The sequence below is a fragment of the Candidatus Borrelia undatumii genome (assembly GCF_020882015.2).
GTDB lineage: Bacteria > Spirochaetota > Spirochaetia > Borreliales > Borreliaceae > Borrelia.
Map to the genome: position 1 here is coordinate 1 of NZ_CP086555.2, position 16,838 is coordinate 16,838.

At 32.6% G+C, this 16,838-nt stretch carries 18 protein-coding genes; 8 read left to right on the forward strand and 10 right to left on the reverse strand.

Features of this window, described 5'->3' with window-relative positions; genetic code table 11:
- Positions 1 to 5 precede the first annotated feature (5 nt).
- The 3 genes from trpS to LKV13_RS00015 form a co-directional block, all read right to left on the reverse strand.
- On the reverse strand, positions 6 to 1,064 hold the full coding sequence (gene trpS / locus LKV13_RS00005; RefSeq protein WP_229088471.1) for a tryptophan--tRNA ligase: 1,059 nt from the start codon (positions 1,062 to 1,064) through the stop codon (positions 6 to 8).
- Positions 1,065 to 1,066: 2 nt separating this feature from the next.
- A complete protein-coding gene (locus LKV13_RS00010; protein ID WP_229088472.1) occupies positions 1,067 to 2,155 on the reverse strand; it encodes an AI-2E family transporter in 1,089 nt (362 codons plus the stop codon).
- A gap of 69 nt (positions 2,156 to 2,224) precedes the next feature.
- Positions 2,225 to 3,082: an HAD family hydrolase gene (locus tag LKV13_RS00015; RefSeq protein ID WP_229088473.1), complete on the reverse strand. Its 858-nt coding sequence runs from the start codon at positions 3,080 to 3,082 to the stop codon at positions 2,225 to 2,227.
- Between the two features lie 97 nt (positions 3,083 to 3,179).
- Here LKV13_RS00015 and cdaA point away from each other — a divergent pair, with 97 nt between their 5' ends.
- The 7 genes from cdaA to priA are packed head-to-tail and all read left to right on the forward strand — an operon-like array spanning position 3,180 to position 9,433.
- The gene (cdaA, locus tag LKV13_RS00020; RefSeq protein WP_229088474.1) at positions 3,180 to 3,950 is read left to right on the forward strand and encodes a diadenylate cyclase CdaA; all 771 of its coding nucleotides are present in this window, start codon (positions 3,180 to 3,182) and stop codon (positions 3,948 to 3,950) included.
- Complete coding sequence (locus LKV13_RS00025; RefSeq protein WP_229088475.1) at positions 3,947 to 4,942, forward strand: CdaR family protein; 996 nt, start codon at positions 3,947 to 3,949, stop codon at positions 4,940 to 4,942. Before cdaA ends, LKV13_RS00025 begins: the two co-directional genes overlap by 4 nt.
- Before the next feature lie 4 nt (positions 4,943 to 4,946).
- Entirely contained in the window at positions 4,947 to 5,321 is a 375-nt protein-coding gene (gene acpS, locus LKV13_RS00030) for a holo-ACP synthase (RefSeq protein WP_229089637.1), read from the forward strand.
- 3 nt (positions 5,322 to 5,324) lie between these two features.
- Positions 5,325 to 6,170 carry a DUF2225 domain-containing protein gene (locus tag LKV13_RS00035; protein ID WP_229088476.1) on the forward strand — a complete coding sequence of 282 codons (846 nt, stop codon included), beginning with the start codon at positions 5,325 to 5,327 and terminating at the stop codon, positions 6,168 to 6,170.
- Positions 6,171 to 6,920, forward strand: coding sequence for a tRNA pseudouridine(38-40) synthase TruA (gene truA / locus LKV13_RS00040; RefSeq protein WP_229088477.1), 750 nt, complete (start codon positions 6,171 to 6,173; stop codon positions 6,918 to 6,920).
- Positions 6,901 to 7,464 (forward strand): uracil-DNA glycosylase family protein, encoded by a 564-nt coding sequence (locus tag LKV13_RS00045; protein WP_229088478.1) that lies wholly within the window; start codon positions 6,901 to 6,903, stop codon positions 7,462 to 7,464. Before truA ends, LKV13_RS00045 begins: the two co-directional genes overlap by 20 nt.
- The gene (gene priA, locus LKV13_RS00050) at positions 7,457 to 9,433 is read left to right on the forward strand and encodes a replication restart helicase PriA (protein ID WP_229088479.1); all 1,977 of its coding nucleotides are present in this window, start codon (positions 7,457 to 7,459) and stop codon (positions 9,431 to 9,433) included. The genes LKV13_RS00045 and priA overlap by 8 nt, the downstream gene beginning before the upstream one ends.
- Here priA and udk read toward each other — a convergent pair.
- Complete coding sequence (udk, locus tag LKV13_RS00055) at positions 9,430 to 10,050, reverse strand: uridine kinase (RefSeq protein WP_229088480.1); 621 nt, start codon at positions 10,048 to 10,050, stop codon at positions 9,430 to 9,432. The two genes, priA and udk, sit on opposite strands and share 4 nt — an antisense overlap.
- Positions 10,043 to 10,417: a rhodanese-like domain-containing protein gene (locus LKV13_RS00060; protein WP_229088481.1), complete on the reverse strand. Its 375-nt coding sequence runs from the start codon at positions 10,415 to 10,417 to the stop codon at positions 10,043 to 10,045. Before LKV13_RS00060 ends, udk begins: the two co-directional genes overlap by 8 nt.
- A gap of 151 nt (positions 10,418 to 10,568) precedes the next feature.
- On the opposite strand from LKV13_RS00060, the gene LKV13_RS00065 reads away from it, so the two are divergent.
- Positions 10,569 to 11,504, forward strand: coding sequence for a YitT family protein (locus LKV13_RS00065; protein ID WP_255643226.1), 936 nt, complete (start codon positions 10,569 to 10,571; stop codon positions 11,502 to 11,504).
- A gap of 25 nt (positions 11,505 to 11,529) precedes the next feature.
- On the opposite strand, the gene LKV13_RS00070 is transcribed toward LKV13_RS00065, so the two are convergent.
- From LKV13_RS00070 to ruvB, 5 genes are all read right to left on the reverse strand, one after another.
- On the reverse strand, positions 11,530 to 12,510 hold the full coding sequence (locus LKV13_RS00070) for an RluA family pseudouridine synthase (RefSeq protein ID WP_229088482.1): 981 nt from the start codon (positions 12,508 to 12,510) through the stop codon (positions 11,530 to 11,532).
- Positions 12,511 to 13,014, reverse strand: a complete 504-nt coding sequence (locus tag LKV13_RS00075; protein WP_229088483.1) for a hypothetical protein — start codon at positions 13,012 to 13,014, stop codon at positions 12,511 to 12,513. It lies immediately after the preceding gene.
- Between the two features lie 7 nt (positions 13,015 to 13,021).
- Positions 13,022 to 14,686, reverse strand: a complete 1,665-nt coding sequence (locus tag LKV13_RS00080) for a diphosphate--fructose-6-phosphate 1-phosphotransferase (protein WP_229088484.1) — start codon at positions 14,684 to 14,686, stop codon at positions 13,022 to 13,024.
- 65 nt (positions 14,687 to 14,751) lie between these two features.
- Positions 14,752 to 15,789, reverse strand: a complete 1,038-nt coding sequence (gene queA, locus LKV13_RS00085) for a tRNA preQ1(34) S-adenosylmethionine ribosyltransferase-isomerase QueA (protein WP_229089639.1) — start codon at positions 15,787 to 15,789, stop codon at positions 14,752 to 14,754.
- Entirely contained in the window at positions 15,764 to 16,825 is a 1,062-nt protein-coding gene (ruvB, locus tag LKV13_RS00090) for a Holliday junction branch migration DNA helicase RuvB (RefSeq protein ID WP_229088485.1), read from the reverse strand. The genes queA and ruvB overlap by 26 nt, the downstream gene beginning before the upstream one ends.
- Between the last annotated feature and the right edge of the window lie 13 nt (positions 16,826 to 16,838).

Here is a 16,838-nt window from a genome sequence, read left to right on the forward strand (position 1 = left end):
AATGACTACACATTTGAATTATCCCTCAAGGATTTTTCCACATTTCTCCTCACACTATTCCAAGTTCTAGAAAGACCCATCAATTTTTTAGCACCTCTGACGACCTCCATTGCAACTTTTCTGGTTTTACTTGTACCCTCATAAATTATTTCATCTACATATTTTTTTTTGGACTTAAAAAAAGCTCTTCTCTCTCTGATCGGTTTTAAAAATTTATTTAAAACCTCAAAAAGCCTTTCCTTAACTTCAACATCACCGATAGTACCCCTTTTATACCTAGCTTTAAGTTCACAAAGTTCATCAACATTATTATTAAAAAGGGCATGATAAATAAAAACAGGATTGCTTTCAACTTCTCCTGGTATATCCGCTCTCACTCTTTTTGGATCTGTAAACATGGACATAACCTTTCTACGCAATAAATTTTCATCATCACTCAAAAATATTGCATTACCAAGACTCTTACTCATCTTATTCTTGCCATAAATTCCCACAAGAGACTGAGAATCTGTGAAAATAGCTTCAGGAATTGGGAAAAAGCTTTCTCCATAAAGAAAATTAAACCTTTTTGCAAGTTCCCTTGCAAGCTCAATATGAGCCTCATTGTCACGCCCAACCGGCACCAAATTAGCCTTAGCCATTAAAATATCCGCACTCATAAGGACCGGATAACCTAAAAGTCCATAAGAAACCTCAGTAAACCCAGCAGCAACACTCATATCTTTTATGCTAGGAATCCTTTGCAAACGACTTACCATAACAATCATTGAAAGTATTAAGTTTAGCTCTAAAAGTTCTGGTATGGCTGACTGTAAATATATGTGTACTTTCTCTGGATTAATTCCACACGCAAGATAATCCAAAACCATCTCCCTAGCATTAGAAGATATTTCACTAATACTATTTAAATCTGGTCTCGTAGTAAGAGTATGCAAATCAGCTATAATAACATAAGCCTCATACTCCTCTTGGTATTTTAATCTACTTACAACAGAGCCTACATAATGCCCCAAATGGAGAGAGCCAGTGGGTCTATCTCCTGTAAGCATAACCTTCTTCTTCAAGCTTAATTCTCCTTTCTATCCAACAAGTTATCATTAACATCGACTAAAATCTTTGAACCACTCAAGAATACAGAAAAAGGCCTTAAATAAGCAATATTATCCACTATCACCTTTATAATTACTGTAAAAGGATAAGCTATTAAAAGTCCTACAATGCCCCAAAGCCAACCCCAAAAGAAAAGAAAACAAAGCAATAAAAAAGGAGAAATATCAAGCCTATATCCCTGCATTTTTGGTTCAAGGATATTTCCAATCAATACCTGAATGGAAGTATTGTATATGAATATATAAAGCACCAAATTTAAATTTGGATAGAACTGTATTAAAGAAGCTACCACAATAAAGAACACAGCTAAAATCGATCCTATGCTTGGAATAAAATTAAAAACAAATGTAATGACTGCCCACACAAGAGGAAAATCCTGCCCAAACGAAGTCAAACCTACAAATACCAGAAAACCTGTTAAGCAACTAACAAAAACTTTTATTACCAAATACTTACTAATTTGACTATTTATTGTACCCAAAGCATCAACGAATCTCTCTGAAACGGAATGTCCAAAAGCCTCTCTAACTTTTATACCAAAAATATGTATCTCTGATAGTAAAAAATACAACAATAAAAACAGCACCACTAAACTACTTGCAAAACTAATAATTTCATTAGATATTCTAGTTAAAAAAGGGTAGATGTACCCAGAAAAATCTATATTTCCAATAATAGCACTATCTACTCTATATTTATCAAGAATATCTCTTATGATAAAGATCAACTGATTTTGATAATAAGGCAACTGCTTCATTAAAACAGTAATACTGTAATAAACAAAATTACAAACTAAATAAGAAAATAAAAAGAGAAAAAGGAAAATGACAAGGACTATTAAAACCCTTGGAATCAGCAACCTTTTAAGAAAGGTATAAATAGGATATACCAAAAACCCAAGAACCACCGCAATAGCTAAGGGCTTAAACACTGCCTGTGCTATTTTTAAAGAACTAACTAAAATTGCAACCAACACTACAGTGTAAAAAATAGACTGAACTTTGAAAAACTTCAATTTATCAGCTGGTTCTAAATCTAAAGCCATCTTATTCCTCCTTTAACACTTAAATAACTGCATACAGAATTAAGAACATGCAAAAAGTCTTAAACTAATTTACACATTCAAACGAATTCTCTTCATTATCCAATTATATAATTTACTTCCCTTACTATAATTAGCTTCAGCTACGCTGCCAACCCTCTTTTCTCTGAGTAATCTCCTAGCCTTCCTATCGTCCTCATAATAAACTGTTAACGTATTCTCATAATGATCCAGGTTATTATTCAATATCTCAAAAGCTGGAATGTCACTAAACCCGTCTGCAATATAAAACATATTCTCAAAAGGGATCTCTCTCCTACCTCTCGGGACTCTCTTGTTGATCCTATCATAAGACCCTTTATTTAATTCAAAAATTACCCTTGTTTTTGTTGTATGATCTACAAAATAACACACACTGCTTAAAACACTGTTTTCGGAAAATTTATTATCTAGGCTATTATAAAAAGGCATAAGGTATGTATCTATAAATTCACAAGCCCAAACCTTAGTAACGTAAGGAGCAACCTTACTCCCCAAAATCATCTGCCGAAATCCACTTGAAACAATGTAAATATTTATTGCAGAACCCGACCCCTTTAATCCTTTGTTGATTGTATCTATCTCTTCAAATAATTCAACTACACCTTCAAAAAATTTTAATTTTGACCCCAACTTGAATAATATTTCATTATTCAAACCTTTAAAAATACCTTCTCTGACATACGTCAAAAAATGAGACAAATATATCATCTCATTTGTAATAATATTATAGTTATTTTCATTATAAACAGAAGCCAAATTTTTAACTTCATTCCAAAACGAACGCTCGTCAACACTATACTCATCAAAAAGCACTTGTTGCATATTGCCACAAATTAAGGTATCATCAAAATCGAATATCAAAGCTATTATCTTTTCTTTCTTATCCATAAAATAGAAGTTAATTTAAATTAACCAAGTTGTATTAAAATATATATGTAACTGCAAATATATTCAATATATAATGCAAAACTAGGTAGAAATGTTTATGACAGACATGGTTAATATGATTCAAATGAAGGATATTCTCTTTAGGGTGCTAGACCTAGGTTTAATCAGTATTTTGATTTACTACGTATATAAAAATGTAGTTAACTCTTACTCCATCAATCTGCTTAAAGGGATGATTGTGATTTCGTCTATTGGAATTATCTCCTATTATCTTAATCTACACACTATAAACTGGCTTTTAAGCTATATAGCAAACATATTGCCCATTGCAATGCTTATACTATTTAATAAAGAAATAAAGAAGATAATAATGCAAATCGGCAATTTTAATCTATCTTTTAAATTTGCAAACCGAAAAGAAGAAACTACCAAAATTATTTCTGAAATAATAAAAGCAATCAAGCACTTGTCGGAAAGCAAATCTGGTAGCTTGATCTGTATTGAGAAAAAAATACAGCTGGATCAATTAATAAACAAAGGAATAAAATTAGATTCCATCGTATCTAACGAAATCTTGATATCAATTTTTGACTATGAAACACCTCTACACGATGGCGCTGTTATTATTAGCAACAACAGGATCGTTTATGCTGGATCCTTCCTGCCTCTATCTAATATCGAATCTATAAGCAAAACTTTTGGAACAAGGCACAGGGCAGGTCTTGGGATTTCTGAAAATTCAGACGCAATTACAATAATTACTTCTGAAGAAACTGGGTCCATTTCGCTCACAAGCAATGGAAAACTAGAGTATAATTTAGATTTGAATGAAGTTAGAAAAAAGTTAAATCTTGCATTAATAGAATGAACATAATCAAAAAAATTAGAAATATAATGAGACTATTGTTTGAAGACTGGCAAAATAAATCAATTTCTATTTTAATAGCCATTGTTATGTTTGCTGCATTTTATTTAAACAACATAGAATCGGTTACGGTAGAAAAGGAAATCAAGATTTTATTAAAAGATGAAATCACACTAGGAAAGGTTCCTGATTTCACCAAAATACTGCTTACAACAAGAATTGACAAAGAAAATTTAAAATACTTGGATCTTGACCGCATAATCTTATTAGTTGAGGCCACTAATATAAAGGAATCAGGAGAATACGAGCTTCCAATAAAAATCAAAAATCTCAATTCAATTCCCATTGCTGAGTACAAACTTTCAAGAAACACAATCTCGCTAAGTCTCGATAAAAAAGTTTCAAAGCTAGTAAAAGTTGAACCCAAATTCACACTACTTGAAAAAGAGAACAAAGGGGAATATTTTATTGCCAAATACAATATCTCACCCGAACAATTAACAATATATGGCCCCGAAAAGGTGATAGACACAATTAATACAATTAAAACTGAAATAAAAGAATTTGATACAAGAACCATATTTATATCAGAGTATCTTGAAGTGTTATCTCCAAATCCACTCATCACAATTGACAAAAGCCATGTGATGGTTACTATTACACTAAATAAAAAATATACACATACGACAATAAAAAGTCCTGATTTAATTATCAGCAATGTCAAAAATGGATTAGAAATAAAAGATAAGGAAAAAATTCTAAATCCAGAAAAAGAGATGTTCATTAAAATAAGGAGCAGGCTATCTGACAAAATAATCAAAATGCACATAGATAACAAAAACATCGTTTTTAATCTGGACCTGGGTCATATTCAAACCCCAGGAATCTATAACATTAATACAGATGTAACGCTTAAAAACAATGCTCACGGCATTGAGGTGTATGAGCAAGAACCTAAAAAGATAAGACTAGAGGTAATTCCAAGTGAACAATAAAATTATGAAATCAATAGGATGTGATATAATACAGGTTAGTAGGCTTAATGGTTTGCTAGAAAACAGAAAGAAATTGGAGAGGTTTTTTACGCAAAGAGAAATTGGAAATTTAGAAATGAAGGGGAAGGGTGTCCTGGAAAGCTTGGCTGGCAAGTTTGCAGCAAAGGAGGCTTTGATTAAATCTTTGGGTCCTCTTTTGGAAAATAAGATAAAGTACTCCCTTAAAGATATGGAGGTCGTTAAATTGCCGGCTGGGAATGTTGTATTCCGGCTCCACAATGATGTAGAAGACTTGATCAATAAAATGAACTTGAGAGTGTATTTGACCATCTCGCATGAGAGGGAGTACGCTGTTGCGTTTGTAATGATAGAAGACTAGTTTATGAACAAAATATCATATTTCACAAAATACGAAATCAAATGTCCTCTGTGTGACCATAAATTTAGAAAAGAAGATCTTCTGACAGGAAGCAGCCGGTTAATATCTGGAGAGTTAAGAGTTGACTTAAAAAGAGAATATGTAAGGAATGAAAGGTATGGAGATATCTACCCTAGGATATATTCGATTACAGTATGTCCTAATTGCTACCTGGCTGCTTTTCCGAATGAATTTAATGCAATACCCGTTGGTTTACAGACAAAGCAGATGTTAGTAAACTGTGAGCAAAAACGAAAAGGAATAAAAACACTTTTTGAGGACAATCTAAATTTTGATCAACCAAGAGGGCTTAAAGAGGGCGCTGCTAGCTACATACTTGCCATGATGTGCTATGAGTATTTTGATAAAAGCCGCAATCCAACTCTGAACCAGGCTAAATGTGCAATAAGGGCAGCGTGGGTTTTCGAGGATCTTCACAAAGAAAATCCAAATAAGAATTATAACTATCTACAAAAAATATTTTACTACAAAGCAGCTTATCTTTATAAATCAACGATTGAAAAAGAGCAAGATAATTCAGAGCCAATCTCTAATGAAGCAGTATTCGGCCCTGATACCGATAAGAATTATGGGTATGACAGTGTTTTATACTTATCTGGGCTGCTAGAATATTTTTATGGTAATAAGGATAATAAGGAGTACAGATACAATCAATTAGTCGAAATCAAGACTGTACTCTCTAAAATAGCCGGCATGGGGAAGTCATCAAGAGAAAAACCCTCAATACTTTTAGACAAGATAAAAGAAGTTTATTTTAAAATTTCAAAAGAAATAAAAACTTTAAAATAAATGAAAAAAATACTTGCAGAGATAGCGTACGACGGGTCTTTATATCATGGATTCCAAATTCAACCTAAAAAACCAACAATACAGGGAGAAATAGAGAAAGCTTTAGAAGAAATAAGTAAAACAAAGATCAAAATTTACTCCTCTGGCAGAACTGACAAAGGAGTTCATGCAAGAGGACAGATAATAGCTTTTTATATAAACATGAATATTTCCCCAAAAAATTTGAAAGTGGCTCTAAACTCTCTTTTAAAGAATGATATTAAGATAACAAAATTAAAATATACAAAAGATGAATTTCAGCCCAGATTTAACGCTAGAGGCAGAAAATATAGCTATTACATACTCAATAACGAAAATCATTACCCTTGGGATGCATATCAAGCTTACTATGTGAAGAAAAAATTAAATATCAACAGATTAAATGAAATGTCTGAAATGTTAATTGGAAGGCATGATTTTACTACCTTTTCATGTATAAGAGATCAAACAAATTCAAAACTGAAAGAAATTTACTTTGCTAGGTTCAAGAAGAAAAATAAGTTTATTGTATTTGAGATAATAGGCTCTTCTTTTTTATGGAAAATGGTAAGATCAATAATAGGAACGATGCTTGATATTGAAATAAAAAATGAACCTGTTCATACATTCTTACAAATCTTAAACTCAAAGAATAGAAAATTTGCAAGAAAAACAGCTCCTGCAAATGCTTTATTTTTAGATAAGGTTTACTATGAAAAACAAATTAATTAAAAAATTGATACTTTTGAGAATGCTTGGAAATAATATATCGGGTAATCTCTATGAGAACAAAGAAGTGGCCAAAAAAATCAAAAATAAGACAACAAAACCCAAAAGTAATGCAATACTCAACCAGATTGAACAAGAAGGCATAAAAGAAAATACAGAATCAACAGAACTTAATCCAAGCAAAAATGAAAAAAAGGATCTGCTAATAGTATACATAGATAAAAAATACTTAAACAAAAGTGCAAGTGAAATAGTAAAAAAATGGTGCCAAAGTATTAAAATACTGAATTATAAGATAATAGATAATTTTAACACACTAAGCGTAGAGATTAGTAAACAACCTAAAGCAATCCTATCTTGCGAAGAAGTAGAATTTTTTTTAAATCAAAACTTAAGAATTCAAATTGTAAGAGGCTTTGAGCTCAGATTTAAAGGAATTCCATTAGTGTTCACATACCTTCCCATAAGTCAAATCAAAAATCCAACATTAAAAAAAGAGATCTGGCAAGACTTAAAAATAATAAAAGGTATAATAAAGTATGGATGATAATGCGGAAAATAGTTTTTATTATGAGGTTGCTTTTAATATCCCCGTAAATAAACTTTTTCTTTACAGACATAGTTTCAAATTAGAGATAGGAGTAAGAGTAATAACAAACTTTAATGGAAGGGAAACGATTGGAATCATAATAAAAAGATATCCTAAAGGTGAACTCGATACGAATTTTACATTTGAAATAAAAGATATAATGAAGATCGTCGATGAAAATTCACTAATAATAGAACACAACATTAAACTTGCTAACTGGATTAGTAAAAAAACATTTTCTGGATTTGGAGAAGCTTTGTTTTGCGGACTCCCTAAAAACTCAACTTCAGGCAGAGTAACAAAAAATAAAGACAATAAAAAATCGGAACCCAAAATACCCATTCAACTAAATGAAGAGCAAAACAATATTTATCAAGAGATAATAGAATCAAAAACACAAAATACGTTTTATTTATTTGGAGTACCTGGGTCTGGGAAAACAGAAATATTCATTAAATTATGCGAACAATATTTAAAACAAGAAAAACAAATAATTTTCTTAATACCCGAAATCTCTTTAGGTTATCAAATAATTCAAAGGATCAAATCTAATTTAAGCACAAACGAGATTTACGAGTATAACTCAAAAGTATCAAATTCAAAAAAAATCTCAACATGGAATAAAGTCAAGAATGGAGAAAGCGTGATTATCATTGGAGTTAAAAGTGCATTAATGCTCCCTTTTAAAAATTTAGGTTTAATAATAATGGATGAGGAACATGAACACACATATAAATCTGAAAATACTCCAAGGTTTCATTCAAGACACATAGGCTTTTTCTTACAAAGTGTTTTTAATTCTAAATTTATAATGGGAAGTGCAACCCCATCACTTGAAGCATATATGGCCATGGAAAATAATCAGATAAAAAAAATGATGCTGGAAAACAAATTTTTCAATGAAACAGCTAAAGAACTTAAAATAATAGATATGAAAAAAGAACGTCAGATTATATCTTCAGAATTACTTTACAGCATACAAAAAAGCTTGGTTAATAAAAGGCAAGTTTTAATATTTTTCAATAAAAGAGGATACTCAAAAACACTTGAATGCAACATTTGTGGGCACATAATTTGCTGCCCAAATTGTTCTTTTAACTTAACATACCATAAAAACGAAAATAAGCTCATTTGCCACTATTGCAACCATAAAACGAGCATAGTAAAAAGTTGTCCTGGTTGTAATGCGGAAAACATCACACATAAAACATATGGAATTCAATTTATTGAAAGGGAATTAAAAAATTTTTTACCAAATGCAAAAATAGCAAGAACAGACTCTGATCTTAACAAAAAAGACATCATCAATGCTATCACTGATTTTGAAAATGAGAAATTGGATATTTTAATTGGAACACAGATTATTGCAAAAGGATTTAATTTTAGACAAATACAAACATTAGGAATTATTAATGCCGATGTTGGTATGGGTCTTCCTGATTTCAGGAGTAGCGAAAGGATGTTTGCAATAATTTCACAAGTACTGGGCAGAGCAGCAAGATTTCAAAGCGACAATACAATCATCATTCAAACAAAAAATCCCAACTACTACGCCATAAAGTATGCATACGAGGGTAAATATGAATCATTTTATAAAGAAGAGATAAAAATTCGCAAAGAACTTAATTATCCACCCTTTAAAAAGATAATCAGAATAATCGTTAGAAGCCACAGAAAAGAAGCAGCCAAACATAAATGCCTGGAATTTTTTGAAATATCCAAGGAGTTTCTAAATGAAGAAATTGAATATCTTGGCCCATCAAAAGCCCCTATGTCAAAAATATCCAAATACTATAGATACAACATATTGTACCTATCAAAATCATTCAACCTGCTCGAAAAGCTAATAAGAAGCACAAAAGAAAAAATAAGATCGACAAAAGATACGTATATCGAAATAGATTATTACCCAATCTCCCTAATTTAAAAAAAATCTGAGCTATCCCTTCCAAGAGCCCTTAAGAATGACGATAGCACATAAAGAGCTTTATCATTGTGCCCCCCCTCAGGAATGATAAGATCAGCATACTCCTTAGTGGGCTCAATAAACCTATAGTATCCCGCCCTAGTGGTATTTAAATACTGTTCAATAACCGATTCCAGCGTACGACCCCTCCTAGACATGTCTCTTTCAAGCCTTCTAATAAACCTAATGTCATTAGGCGTATCTATATATATCTTTAAATCTATCAGGTTACGCACTCTTTCTTCAACAAAAATCATAATACCCTCAACAATAACAACAGAAGTTGGATATATCTTTACGGTTTCCAATCTTCTTCTATGATTAATAAAATCATAAAGAGGCATATTGATTGGCTCATTGCGCTTTAACTTCCCCAGTTGTTCATAAAATAAATTATTGTCAAAAGCATCTGGATGATCAAAATTAACATCTAAAAACTCATATTCATAATCACCAACACTTTTATAGTAATTGTCTTGAGATATAAGGACAAACTCGGGGATAACTTCACTAATTTTATTAACAACAGTAGTCTTCCCACTACCAGATCCACCAGCTATTCCAATAATCTTAACCATTACCCTCTTCTTGCAATTTAGGCATATCCCTCAGAGTTCCTGCAACAAATATATTTTTATATCCCATACCTCTTAAAATCTTTTCAGCTTCAAAACATTTATTAAAACTTCTACCATAAACTATAATTTGATTATCAATACTACCCAATCTATCTTTCTTAGCAAATAAACTATTAAAAGGAATATTAACCGCCTTCGCATAATGACAATTATTATATTCCCTAGCAGACCTAATATCTAATATTATCGCCCCCTCTTTGACCCTCTCCAACAAAGCCAAACTAGACCTCTTCATCTTTAAAACGATAAAAACCCAGATATAGAAAAAAAGGAAAAATATTAAGAGCACAAACTTTATATAATCCATTGGCATATTGCTTATGAGACAATAATATCAAAAAAAAAGAAACAATTTCAATAAAATAAAATTGTTTTTTTAATAAAATTAATATAAAGTTCAAGTGAATTAATAGTTTTGCATTAAAGAAGGCATGAGTCGCTATGAGGAGAAAAAGAGTGTGAAGAAAAAGAGGAGTAGATGGAAGAGAATAAAACAAAAAACCAGATTTATTGTTCGTATAATACTTAGGAAACAGCTCAGAAATATCTTCAAAGACCCCAGGTTAATAATGATCAGTACACTACAAATAACAATCGGTTCTCTCTTAATGGCAATATCTACAAATATTTTATATATACCACATGGACTTTTGAGTGGAGGAATTGCTGGAATTGCTTTAATGCTGCATTATATCCTAAATTTCAACCTAGGATATACAATATTTATCCTAAATATTCCATTATTCATTCTTGGAATCAAATTTTTAAACATAACCTTTGTAATTCAAAGCTGGATATCTATGGCTTTATATTCTATCATGGTAAACTATTCGCAATTTTTACAAGGCAAAATGCACATTGACGACATGATGCTTGTATCAATTTTAGCAGGTCTCATATCAGGCCTTGGACTTGGTTTGATTTTTAGGGCAAAGGGGTCATCGGGCGGTTCAGACATAATTTCCATGATCATTAAAGAAAAATATTCAATTAGTATTGGAACTACAAATTTCCTTGTTAACCTTGCCGTGCTATTGGTTGCAGCTGTCTTTTTCAATATTGAAATCGCTCTCTACACTTTAATAGCTTCCTTTGTAACATCTGTAATGACAGATAAGGCAAGCATAGGATTTGGCAACCAAAAAGCGATATTCATTATATCAGACAAGGGAAAAGAAATATCTTATCTGATCACTAATAAGCTAAAAGTAGCGGCTACACTAATTGACGGACAAGGTGCCTGGGCGGGAAATAATAAGACCATAGTTTTCATAGTAGTTCCAACAATACGTATGTCAAGAATTAAATATATTTCTCAGAAAGTCGACCCCAACTGCTTCATTACGGTACTGAATACAAATGAAATAACAGGTGGCAAAAAAATTATCGAATAGGCACAACTAGACGAGATGTTAATACTCAAAATTCCTCTAAAAATTCAACTAAATTAGCAACATACACACCAAGTTCTTCTTCTGTATAAAAATTTGATAAAAAATCAATAAATCTCTGGGGAAGTTCTGAAATAAATTTTTTCAAAAAACCCTCTTTAATATTGATCTCAAGCTTAAAAGCATGAAGCATCAAAGGCAAATCCCTAAAATCTCTGTCCACCCTACTATAGGTAGAATCCCCCAATATTGGATGATTTAAATATTTCATATGGACCCTTATTTGATGTGTACGCCCCGTCTTGGGCATTAAAACTACTAAAGAATAATTCCCCATATTAACCAACACTTTATATTCAGTTAATGCTCTTTTACCTCTACTAGTATATACGCTGAATTTTTTCCTGTCATTTTTATCTCTATCTATAAAGGTTTCAATAATACCGGAAGACATTTTAGGAATACCCTTTACAATTGCAATATAAACTTTCTTAACGAATCTCTCCTTAAACTGAATAGACAAAAAATTTAAAGTTTCTAAATTTTTAGCACAAATCAATACCCCAGATGTATCTTTGTCCAGTCTATGTACAATTCCAGGCCTAATTTTATCCCCTTTAAAGCCGTCTTCTAAGCCTGAAATATGATACAAAAGAAAATTTACAACAGTGTTTTCCAATCCAGTTATGCAAGGATGGCTTAAAATACCTTGGGGTTTGTTCACAACAATAAGATTTATATCTTCATAAATAATACCAATGGGCAATTTTAAAGGTCTTATATAATCTCTTAAATTAATCTCTTCATTAAACTCTATTAATATCCTATCCCCCAAAAAAACAGACCTTGATAACTTTATTGGAACAAACCCACCACCACTGTTTTTAAAGGCAGCTACTTCTCTCTTTTTAATCTGACTTCTGGTAAAGATACGAAACCTTTCGGATAAATAAACATCCAGCCTCTGACAATCCTCCCTTACAACAAACTCCTCCTGAATCTTTTTCATTCAATAAATCACCCAATCAACCAAAGCAATTATTAAAGACAATGCCAACCCAGCTGATGCTGTAATCATGTATTTTTTAAAAGTTTCGTCTCTTGAAAGCTTAAAACCACCTGAGAAAGGATATGGAAGATATTTTGTATCCATGCCATTACTGAAATAATAAGACAAATCAAAAAAAAACAAACTCACTAGTAAAGCTATGGGAAAAGTTCCAACGCTTATTGATGAAAATCTAAAAGCTCTCTTGCCCCAATTAGACTCAGTAGATTTTTCCACATTTAAAACCTCATTTTCTTGAATATCTTTATAAAGAAAATCATCATCTCTCTTGTCCTGAAGCCTAACAAAAACTTCATTACCAAAGCGAACATCCCTTTCGCTGAAAAAAATATCATCTCTCAGCGAAAATTTTTGACCTAAATCCAACTCGAGTTCATAGTAATCGAGAGAATTGGAGTGAAGTACGCAAACATTAAAGAGTAAAAACAAAAGTCCGACAAGCATCAATACTTTAATTCTCTGATTCTAATTTTAACGTCAAGGTTATCTCGTCAACAAGACTAGAAGAACCAAAGTACTGAATAGGCCCTGGGTACACGTATAAATTATTCACTGCCCATTCTTCACGCTTCCTAGCAAACTCATTAAAGGGAGCCCCATTTAAATCAACAAGAGCTTTCCTAATAACAGGCTTTGCAACGCCATACCTTTCTTCCATATTCACCATCATTGTTAAGGGAACCCCCCCGGGCGTCCATTCTGTGGTTTTTTTATCTAAATGTTTTATGCTAGACATATAGCCTGTTAAACCATTTAAAACAAGCAAAGCAGCATTATATCCCAAACTGTAGCAATAATTACTATCAAAATTTGAAGGAACGGCACTTCTGCCTTCATAACCAAAGAAATGGTCAACGGGAGTAAATTTACCGCTATATTCACCTTGCCTCCTTAAATCTTCTAGCTTAACATGAACCATTTCAATGAATAATTTCTCGGTAGGTACCCTCGATACATTAAAATTACCATGGGGATCTCTTTCTAAAACAGAATTCACAAGTTCAATTTGAATAAATAAAGGCAGGGACAAATAAACCTCTCTCATGTATCCATTAAGTTTACCAATAAAAATTTCCCTTATGGCTTCAACATTCAACCCCTTAAATTCGTTTTCATTGCTATCAAATATGCTACATAAACTAACCATCAAAGATTTAACTTCAGGGATAAACTCAATAACGCCCTCAGGTACTATAACCACACCGAAATCATATCCTTTCAAAGAACGCTCTACTACAACAGAAGTTATTTCACCAACAAGCTCTGACAGGGTTTTATTTTTCACTAACACTTCCTCAGATATAATGCATACATTAGGTTGAGTCTTTAATGCACATTCAAGGGCAACATGAGACGCACTTCTTCCCATAAGTTTAACAAAATGCCAATATTTCCTAGTTGACATAGCATCACGACATAAATTACCTATCAATTCAGAATAAGTTTTAGTAGCAGAATCAAATCCAAATGAAATTTGAATATGTTCATTTTTAAGATCGGCATCTATTGTTTTTGGAACACCAATAACTTGAATATTACTATTCTTTTTTTTAAAAAATTCTGCCAATAAGGCTGCGTTAGTATTTGAATCATCGCCACCAATAATAATAATTGCATTCAGATTATTTTTAAGAGAAACTGACAAAACCTGTTCGTACTGGGCCTCTGTCTCTATTTTGGTTCGCCCAGAAGATATAATATCGAAGCCTCCAGTATTTCTATAAAGATCCATCAAATCGCTAGTAATTTCAATCTTCTTATCTTCCAATAAACCTGAAGGACCTCCTTTAAACCCAAAGATTTTTGAATCTGAATTTGCTTTCTTCATTGCGTCAAAAACACCAGCCACAACATTATGCCCTCCAGGAGCGGGCCCACCTGACAAAATTATCCCCACATTTAAAACCTCTGAAAAGTCTATATTTGAAGATCCCTGAGTAAAACTTACAACCGGAAGCCCATAAGTATTTTTAAAAACTTCTCTTAAAGCTTCTCTATCTTGAAGCCCCTCAGTTTTCTCACCAAAAACTACACTAATATTTTTAAAATCATGTTCCAAAACTTTAGGTAACCTCGGTATATATTGATACCTCTCCTTTTGCAAAGACGACACCATGACTCTCCCTCCTTTAAAATTGATCCAATTGTCTCTTCAATACTAAAATAATTAAGAATTAATATCTATATGTGATTTAAAAATAAAGTAGCATCACCATAAGAGAAAAACTTATAATTCATCTCAACGGCTTCCTTGTAAGAATTAAATACAAAGTCCTTACCACCAAATGAGGAAACCAACATTAAAAGAGTTGATCCTGGCGTATGAAAATTTGTAAAAAGCATATCAACACACTTAAAGCCATAACCCTTACCCGGATAAATAAAAAGATCTGTTTTCTGTTCTCCTCGCATAAATTCATTGCTACCCTTATAAGCTGACTCTAATGTCCTAAGAGTAGTGGTCCCAACGGCTAAGATCTTTTTACCTAAAGTCATCGCTTTCTTAAGCCTCATTGCAACAGAATCTTTTATAAAAAATCTTTCAAAATGCATCTTATGTTCTTCTATTTTCTTTGTTCTTACAGGAAGAAAAGTTCCAAGTCCAACATGAAGTGTAATAAAATCATACTCAATGCTATTCTTGTCCAACAAAGAAAAAAATTCTCTACCAAAATGTAGCCCCGCTGTAGCTGAGGCCGATGAACCTATACACTTAGAATAAATTGTTCGATAACGCTCTTCGTCTTCTTTTTCATAGGTCCTCTTGATATAGGGCGGTAAAGGAATGAGCCCATATTGCTCGAAGTAAGCTTCGTCCACGCATTTACTAAATTTAAGTGTAAACTCATTATCTGACTTTGAAATTATCTGAGCCAACAAATCCTGAGGAAATTTATAAATCTTTCCAACATTCTGTCTCCTAGATTTGGAAACTAAACATGTAAACACATCATCTGCTATCCTGTCTAGAATCAAAAATTCAACACTACCCCCACTATCTGTCTTGGCATATATTCTTGATTTCCTAACTCTTGAATCGTTAAATACTAAAAAAATATTGCTGTCAATATACTTCAACATATCATTTACAGAACGATCGTGATAGACTTTATGCCTACCAGGATCTAGAACCATCAGCCTTGATGCACCTCTTTCTTTGCTTGGATATTGCGCTATCAAATTAGATGGCAAATTAAAATAAAATTCCCTGGTATCCATTTTTTTTCCCATTATTTAAATCATTAAGTTCATTTTTATCCAGATTTAGATGAAAATATGCAAAGTCAGTGGCCTTACGCCCCCTACTAGTTCTCTCAATTAAGCCCTTTAAAATAAGATAAGGCTCATAAAAATCTTCAAGAGAATCAGCCGTTTCACCAACAGAAATTGCTAAAGTTTCAACACCAACAGGCCCTCCCTTAAATTTCAGTATTAGGTTCCTTAAAATATTTCTATCTTGTTCATCAAGACCCTCTTTATCAATCTTTAGCATTTCAAGCCCGGAACTAACAACACGTTCTGTAATAAAATCATGCCCATTAACCTGTGCAAAGTCTCTCATTCTTCTTAAGATTCTATTTGCTACACGAGGCGTTCCCCTCGAGCTTTTTGCCAAAAGATAAGATGCATTATCTTCTAGCTTAACGTTTAAGATGACAGCATTTCTCTTTATTATCCCTACAAGCTCCTTTTCATTGTAAAGATCAAATCTGGACACAATTCCAAACCTCGCATAAAGAGGAGATGCCACTTTTCCTGGTTTTGTAGTAGCTCCAATCAAAGTGAACCTAGGAATAGGAATTCTTACCGTTCTTGCAGCAGGCCCCTGCCCAATTACCCAGTCTATTTCATAATCTTCCATCGCAATATAGAGCATCTCTTCTATTACAGGCTTGAGTCTGTGTATCTCATCAATGAACAAAACACTCTTATCATCAAGAGTTGTTAAAATTCCCACAATATCCTTTGGTTTATCAAGTGCTGGTGCTGAAGTCACCTTTAGTGTAGTGTTCATTTCAAAAGCAATAATACTAGCAAGAGTAGTCTTGCCCAAACCCGGAGGGCCACTTAAAAAAACATGATCAAGGGCTTCATTTCTTTCCCTCGATGCTTTCATAAAAATATTCAAGTTTTCTTTAATGTGGGACTGTCCTGAAAAATCTCTAAGGGATTTTGGCCTAAGCTCACTCTCATTTCTGTCATAAAGAAAATTTTTGTCGGAACTTAAAAAACTAGATCCCTCTCCCAAATTCATCTACAAGCCCTCT

What these genes read in the sequence shown, in the direction of transcription:
- queA (WP_229089639.1), bottom strand. Translation starts at nt 15,789, where the DNA reads ATGGATACCAGGGAATTTTATTTTAATTTGCCATCTAATTTGATAGCG.
- LKV13_RS00045 (WP_229088478.1), top strand. Translation starts at nt 6,901, where the DNA reads ATGAAAAACAAATTAATTAAAAAATTGATACTTTTGAGAATGCTTGGA.
- truA (WP_229088477.1), top strand. Translation starts at nt 6,171, where the DNA reads ATGAAAAAAATACTTGCAGAGATAGCGTACGACGGGTCTTTATATCAT.
- cdaA (WP_229088474.1), top strand. Translation starts at nt 3,180, where the DNA reads ATGACAGACATGGTTAATATGATTCAAATGAAGGATATTCTCTTTAGG.
- LKV13_RS00080 (WP_229088484.1), bottom strand. Translation starts at nt 14,686, where the DNA reads ATGGTGTCGTCTTTGCAAAAGGAGAGGTATCAATATATACCGAGGTTA.
- LKV13_RS00025 (WP_229088475.1), top strand. Translation starts at nt 3,947, where the DNA reads ATGAACATAATCAAAAAAATTAGAAATATAATGAGACTATTGTTTGAA.
- LKV13_RS00035 (WP_229088476.1), top strand. Translation starts at nt 5,325, where the DNA reads ATGAACAAAATATCATATTTCACAAAATACGAAATCAAATGTCCTCTG.
- LKV13_RS00015 (WP_229088473.1), bottom strand. Translation starts at nt 3,082, where the DNA reads ATGGATAAGAAAGAAAAGATAATAGCTTTGATATTCGATTTTGATGAT.
- LKV13_RS00070 (WP_229088482.1), bottom strand. Translation starts at nt 12,510, where the DNA reads ATGAAAAAGATTCAGGAGGAGTTTGTTGTAAGGGAGGATTGTCAGAGG.
- udk (WP_229088480.1), bottom strand. Translation starts at nt 10,050, where the DNA reads ATGGTTAAGATTATTGGAATAGCTGGTGGATCTGGTAGTGGGAAGACT.
- acpS (WP_229089637.1), top strand. Translation starts at nt 4,947, where the DNA reads ATGAAATCAATAGGATGTGATATAATACAGGTTAGTAGGCTTAATGGT.
- ruvB (WP_229088485.1), bottom strand. Translation starts at nt 16,825, where the DNA reads ATGAATTTGGGAGAGGGATCTAGTTTTTTAAGTTCCGACAAAAATTTT.
- LKV13_RS00010 (WP_229088472.1), bottom strand. Translation starts at nt 2,155, where the DNA reads ATGGCTTTAGATTTAGAACCAGCTGATAAATTGAAGTTTTTCAAAGTT.
- LKV13_RS00075 (WP_229088483.1), bottom strand. Translation starts at nt 13,014, where the DNA reads ATGCTTGTCGGACTTTTGTTTTTACTCTTTAATGTTTGCGTACTTCAC.
- priA (WP_229088479.1), top strand. Translation starts at nt 7,457, where the DNA reads ATGGATGATAATGCGGAAAATAGTTTTTATTATGAGGTTGCTTTTAAT.
- LKV13_RS00060 (WP_229088481.1), bottom strand. Translation starts at nt 10,417, where the DNA reads ATGGATTATATAAAGTTTGTGCTCTTAATATTTTTCCTTTTTTTCTAT.